This window comes from Enterobacter cloacae complex sp. 6730903 (assembly GCF_048283985.1).
In the GTDB taxonomy this organism is placed as follows: domain Bacteria; phylum Pseudomonadota; class Gammaproteobacteria; order Enterobacterales; family Enterobacteriaceae; genus Enterobacter; species Enterobacter hormaechei_C.
Genome location: NZ_JBLVXX010000090.1, coordinates 1 through 5,670 on the forward strand (window position 1 = coordinate 1; position 5,670 = coordinate 5,670).

Annotated in this window: 7 protein-coding genes; 4 read left to right on the forward strand and 3 right to left on the reverse strand. The window is 48.5% G+C overall.

Features of this window, described 5'->3' with window-relative positions:
• Positions 1 to 40: 40 nt before the first annotated feature.
• Together ACNQ0W_RS24510 and ACNQ0W_RS24515 are read right to left on the reverse strand one after the other, a co-directional pair.
• Positions 41 to 1,078, reverse strand: coding sequence for a type II toxin-antitoxin system RnlA family toxin (locus tag ACNQ0W_RS24510; RefSeq protein WP_333000140.1), 1,038 nt, complete (start codon positions 1,076 to 1,078; stop codon positions 41 to 43).
• A 233-nt stretch (positions 1,079 to 1,311) separates the two neighbouring features.
• Positions 1,312 to 1,455, reverse strand: coding sequence for a replication initiation protein (locus ACNQ0W_RS24515; protein WP_333000138.1), 144 nt, complete (start codon positions 1,453 to 1,455; stop codon positions 1,312 to 1,314).
• 626 nt (positions 1,456 to 2,081) lie between these two features.
• Here ACNQ0W_RS24515 and ACNQ0W_RS24520 point away from each other — a divergent pair.
• The 4 genes from ACNQ0W_RS24520 (at position 2,082) to ACNQ0W_RS24535 (ending at position 5,093) form a co-directional block, all read left to right on the forward strand.
• Entirely contained in the window at positions 2,082 to 2,426 is a 345-nt protein-coding gene (locus ACNQ0W_RS24520) for a MobC family plasmid mobilization relaxosome protein (protein WP_417933274.1), read from the forward strand.
• Positions 2,427 to 3,103: 677 nt separating this feature from the next.
• On the forward strand, positions 3,104 to 3,595 hold the full coding sequence (locus ACNQ0W_RS24525; protein WP_186590930.1) for an MbeB family mobilization protein: 492 nt from the start codon (positions 3,104 to 3,106) through the stop codon (positions 3,593 to 3,595).
• Between the two features lie 6 nt (positions 3,596 to 3,601).
• Entirely contained in the window at positions 3,602 to 3,817 is a 216-nt protein-coding gene (locus ACNQ0W_RS24530) for an MbeD family mobilization/exclusion protein (protein WP_064183954.1), read from the forward strand.
• A gap of 922 nt (positions 3,818 to 4,739) precedes the next feature.
• Positions 4,740 to 5,093 carry a helix-turn-helix domain-containing protein gene (locus ACNQ0W_RS24535; protein ID WP_333000133.1) on the forward strand — a complete coding sequence of 118 codons (354 nt, stop codon included), beginning with the start codon at positions 4,740 to 4,742 and terminating at the stop codon, positions 5,091 to 5,093.
• A 138-nt stretch (positions 5,094 to 5,231) separates the two neighbouring features.
• Here the strand turns inward: ACNQ0W_RS24535 and ACNQ0W_RS24540 are convergent, their stop codons facing one another.
• Positions 5,232 to 5,612, reverse strand: a complete 381-nt coding sequence (locus tag ACNQ0W_RS24540; RefSeq protein WP_116705823.1) for a type II toxin-antitoxin system RnlB family antitoxin — start codon at positions 5,610 to 5,612, stop codon at positions 5,232 to 5,234.
• Between the last annotated feature and the right edge of the window lie 58 nt (positions 5,613 to 5,670).

The following is a 5,670-nucleotide window of genomic DNA, read 5'->3' on the forward strand; positions in this document are numbered from 1 at the left end:
TCCTTCATCACCTCTATTTGATATTTTTTGTTTTTTTTCATTATTTTAACCTAGCTATGCCGTTATCAATCAACTGACATACAGTATCAATAATTTCAATGGATTCTGCTTTGTCAATTGTCTTAGTGTCAGCCACACCTGGTTTCATATGGAACAAACCATGTCTGTTTTCATGCCAGTAAGTGTAGCACTCACACAAAACTTCTGCTATTTCACCATTAATAGTTCCTTGGTGTATATCCCTGATTATATATTTCGGGTTATTCTCAGTGAAATACTCGCCAAGATTCCTTGACAATGATGGGTTGCATACTCTTCCAAGTATTTGATATATAAATCCTTCTACAGATCTTAAAGCTGAGAAGCAATACGTTGAGTAGTCTTCCATTTCGACATCTATTTTTTTCATTATGAGTGAGCAGGATAACTGTTTTTTGATGTCTTCATGGATTTGGTCGATGCTTTTTGGAAGTTTGCTATGTAATTCTGACTCAATTGTTTCTTTTTTTATGTCAACATTAAATTCTTGATTCTTCTGTTTTATAATATCTTTCATGTCCAGTATGGTGCACATGAAATCATTAATTAAACTTGCAATTTGAAGGTATTTACCTTGGAATTGGATTGAGCCACGGTTGTAAATTTTCGCTCTGACTCTGTCACCATTACCAGCGGTCATGATGTATTGATGCTTACAGTTAGGATCGTTGTTTTTATCTTCTTCTATTTTTACGCTTTCATCATTAAGAAATGAAAATAACATTTCTCTATTTTTGTCGCTGAATTTTGGAATGGTGTATTCGAATGTTTTTTTGTCTGAATACAAACAGTTTTCTTTTATGATGCCAGCAATCTCATCAAAGTAAGTATTATTTTGCCCTGACGCTCTTCCTATAGTGGTGTTTCCGCCTGATGGCATTAGTTTTATTAAAAAATCTATTTCCTTATATGTCCCTGATAAATGCGTCTCTCTTTCGTTTTTCACGGTAGAAGAAAAGTTTGTGACGCCATTCTGCGTCAGGGCAGCTTCAATTTTGTCTGTATTGATATTTAGTGCTTTAAATGGGTTCTGTGCCATTGCCTCAATCCGTTGTTTTTTCTGAATATGTACAGATCTTGTTTTTTTGTCAACGGAAGCGCGGTTCGTTGACTTGATAGGCTGATTGATTCATCATCGCATAAAGAAAAACCACCGCTACCAACGGTGGTTTTCTCAAGGTTCGCTGAGCTACCAACTCTTTGAACCGAGGTAACTGGCTTTCGCAGAGCACAGAAACCAAATTCGTTATTACAGTGTAGCTGTACTTCACCTCACACTTCAACACTTCTTTGTTCTGCGAATCCGTTACCAGTGGCTGCTGCCAGTGGCGCTTTTGCGTGTCTTTCCGGGTTGGACTCAAGACGATAGTTACCGGATAAGGCGCAGCAGTCGGACTGAACGGGGGGTTCGTGCATACAGTCCAGCTTGGAGCGAACTGCCTACCCGGAACTGAGTGTCAGGCGTGGAATGAGACAAACGCGGCCATAACAGCGGAATGACACCGGTAAACCGAAAGGCAGGAACAGGAGAGCGCACGAGGGAGCCACCAGGGGGAAACGCCTGGTATCTTTATAGTCCTGTCGGGTTTCGCCACCACTGATTTGAGCGTCAGATTTCGTGATGCTTGTCAGGGGGGCGGAGCCTATGGAAAAACGGCAACGGCGTGGCCTTATCGTTTCCCTGTTAAGTTTCTCCCTGGCATCTTCCAGGAAATTTCCGCCCCGTTCGTAAGCCATTTCCGCTCGCCGCAGCCGAACGACCGAGCGCAGCGAGTCAGTGAGCGAGGAAGCGGAATATATCCTGTATCACATATTCTGCTGACGCACCGGTGCCGCCTTTTTCTCCTGCCACATGAAGCACTTCACTGACACCCTCATCCGTGCCAACATAGTAAGCCAGTATACACTCCGCTAGCGCTGCGTGACTGGTTCAGGGCTGCGCCCCGAAACCCGCCAAAAGCCTGACGCGCCTGCGGCTTGTCCAACCCCGCGCCGACCGGGAAAGGCTTTCCCGTCCGTCCCGGCGTTATCAGGAGGCCGGTTTGTCAGAGAAACGGAACAAGATGCTCACCATGTGGGTGACGGAGGACGAGCACCGGCGGCTGCTCGAGCGCTGTGACGGCAGGCAGCTGGCGGCGTGGATGCGACAGACCTGCCTGGACGTAAAGCCTGCGCGCACCGGAAAGCTTCCCTCACTCTCGCCAGCGCTGCTGCGCCAGCTTGCCGGCATGGGCAATAACCTGAACCAGATAGCCCGCCGTGTTAACGCCGGCGGCGGCACCGGCCATGACAGGGTACAGATTGTGGCGGCGCTGATGGCCATCGATGCCGGGCTTGAGCGGCTGCGGCACGCCGTTCTTGAGAAAGGAACGGACGATGATCGTTAAATTTCATCCGCGGGGGCGCGGCGGTGGCGCCGGGCCGGTGGACTATCTGCTGGGTAAAGACCGGCAGCGTGAAGGCGCCACCGTCCTGCAGGGCAAGCCGGAAGAAGTCCGTGAGCTGATTGACGCGTCGCCTTACGTGAAGAAATACACCTCCGGCGTACTGTCGTTTGCGGAGGCCGATCTGCCTCCCGGCCAGCGGGAAAAACTGATGGCCAGCTTCGAGCGGGTTCTGATGCCCGGACTCGATAAAGATCAGTACAGCATTCTGTGGGTGGAGCACGAGGACAAGGGGCGTCTGGAGCTGAACTTTCTGATCCCCAATACCGAGCTGCTGACCGGCAGGCGGCTCCAGCCGTACTACGACCGCGCCGACCGGCCGCGCATCGATGCCTGGCAGACCATCGTGAACGGCAGACTGGGGCTGCACGACCCGAACGCGCCGGAAAACCGCCGGGCGCTGGTCACGCCGTCCGGACTGCCGAAAACGAAGCAGGAGGCCGCAGAAGCCATCACGCGCGGACTGCTGACCCTTGCTTCGTCCGGGGAGCTGAAAACCCGTCAGGACGTCACTGAGGCGCTGGAACGGTCAGGTTTTGAGGTGGTGCGCACCACGAAAAGCAGTATCAGCATTGCCGACCCGGACGGGGGGCGAAACATTCGACTGAAGGGAGCCATCTATGAACAGTCTTTTAACGCTGGCGAAGGACTTAGAGCAGCAATCGAAAGCGCAGAAGCAGAGTACCGGCGAGATGCTGAAAGCCGCATTCAGCGAGCACGAGCAGTCTGTCAGAGCGGAACTGAGCGCAAGCGCGAGCAGAATCAGCGACGCTATCCTCGCCCACGAGCAGAGTATGAGCGAGGCGATGGAGAAAAACCGGCTGAGCGTACTGCGGACTGCCGGGCGGACATGGCTCACCATCCTGATGGTGTCAGCGCTACTGATCGGCACGAGCGGGAGCATTCTGTGGTGGCAGGGGCAGCAGATAACCGACAATTACACGCATCTTCGTCAGCAGGAAGATACCCTGGCGAAAATGACCGCCCGGACGTGGGGAGTGCGCTATCAGGAGAGCAGCGACGGCCGGAGGTTTCTTATCCTGCCACCGGGGATGCAAACCGAAGCCATCCCTTACGACGGGACGACATGGATCCGCCTGAAACAGGAGTAGCGGAAAATGACAGAGCTGGAAAAGCAGTTGCTGAGCGCATTAGAGCAGCTACAGCAGGACTACTCGCAAAGGCTGGACGAATGGGAGAGCGCCTTCGCGGAATGGCGGAGCATGTGTGGTCTTATGCAACGGGAGAACGCGGTGCTGAACGAGCGCGTGTCGGACTTGAGCACGCAGGTGCTGAGTTTAAGCGAGCAGCTGCGCCGCTTGTCCGGGAGCTGAGTACGGTAGAGCAGCGGCAGCGGGAGCATGAGTATCAGAAAAGCCTGGAGTTGCAGCGCCAGCCGCAGAAAACCTACAAAGGACCGACGCTGGGCTGACGGGTGCCGTCCCGTGACAAACCCCAAGAAGAAGGGCTGCGAAATTCCCCGCTAAATACGTCGTGATGCAAAGATCACTGCCTATACCAGGGGGAATTATGAAACTGCTTAAGGTTATTGAAGCTGTACTTAACTGCCTGCATCTGGCGGCAGAACTGTGGGAGTGGCTGGAGAAGCATTTGCCGGTTTTCGGGGCCTTCACGCTGTTTTTGGGCTGAATCCTGCCGTCATTCACCTGGCTGCATGGCTATGCAGTTGGGTAAAATTTATCTGTCGTGATCGGGGTGGTTTACCGGGTGGGTTGTTGTTGGTTTTGGCTGACTGCCGCCCCGTTCGTGGCGAAGCTGTTCGGGGCGGTGCGGGCAAGTAGTCTTATGTTAAATGAGGCTGTTTTGTAATCTAAATAATTTTACTGATCTATGCCGGGATGTACTCCATCAAATTTTATACACCCGCAATTTGGACATGAAGCCATGTCACCAAAATCAACAGCATCATTATCTTTCTGTTGCTCAGTGTATTTGAGCATGTTATGCGCGCAATCGTGGCATCCTACACTTGTACAAGTAGTAATGTATGACCACGTTAACTCTAAGTTTTCAAATGTTTTTTCTGTTTTCATATCGCAATATTTCCTTGCCAAAGTGGTGTGAGCGACTACGTGGACTATCAGTTTCATAGCTGCTGCCGGAAGTCGCAACGGGAATGTTATGTTGAATTTTTGAGGTTGGTACTTAGCCAGTGAGCATTTGAATTCTTGATATTACTTTAATTCTAGTATTTACTAGTAAATCAAGTAATCTACGAAAACCAAGGGACATACAATGGCAAAGCCTCCAGCGATTACACCACCGTCTACACCACCGTCTACACCACCGGCATGTGATATTGGTGCCCTCCCAGGGATCATACAAAATTTTGGGTTAATTAACTTTAACGTTTCTTGTAGAAATGGAGAGTTAACGGTAACTGGTACCGATCAAAGTGGGAAGCATGTAAGAGTTAATAGTTACCAAGGAAACGGATTTACCGAAGGTACGATGTCAACTTTCCAACCAGGAAGCAAAGAAGCTCGGCAATTAGAGGCTGTGCGTTTAAGAAACGACGGGCTTACGCAACAAGAAATCGCAAACAGATTAGGTGTGTCTCAAAAAACTATCAGTAATGATTTAAAGTAATATCGTCTTTGGTTTAGTACTGCTGGATTCTTGTACTCACTCGACTGAACGGTAAGCCGCTTGCCTTAAGCCCGACTTTGCGGGCTTTTTCATTGCTACATGAAAGAGATGTTATGGTAAATAGCTGCCGAATTGCATTTATATTGGAATGCCTTGTTTTAAAGCAAACGATGTGGCTTTAGATAGAAGGTTTGCATTAATCTTATCAAAGTTATCTTTAAAGAAAGAAGCTGAGCGTTCAGATAAAGATTTATACTCATCTTTTTCCGTAACTTTGTTTAATATATAGCTTGTTAATCGTTCACCATTGAATGATGTATAGACATAACGGTCTTTTTTTCCACCATTAGGAACAATTAAATCAAAAAAAACATCGCCACCAACTTTCTTTTTCTTTAAATCAGACTCGATTTTAGAGAAAAATTCACTCGGGCTATAAATATCTGTAGCGTAGACAATGAATAAGGTTTTGTCTTTATCCTTCATCACCTCTATTTGATATTTTTTGTTTTTTTTCATTATTTTAACCTAGCTATGCCGTTATCAATCAACTGACATACAGTATCAATAATTTCAA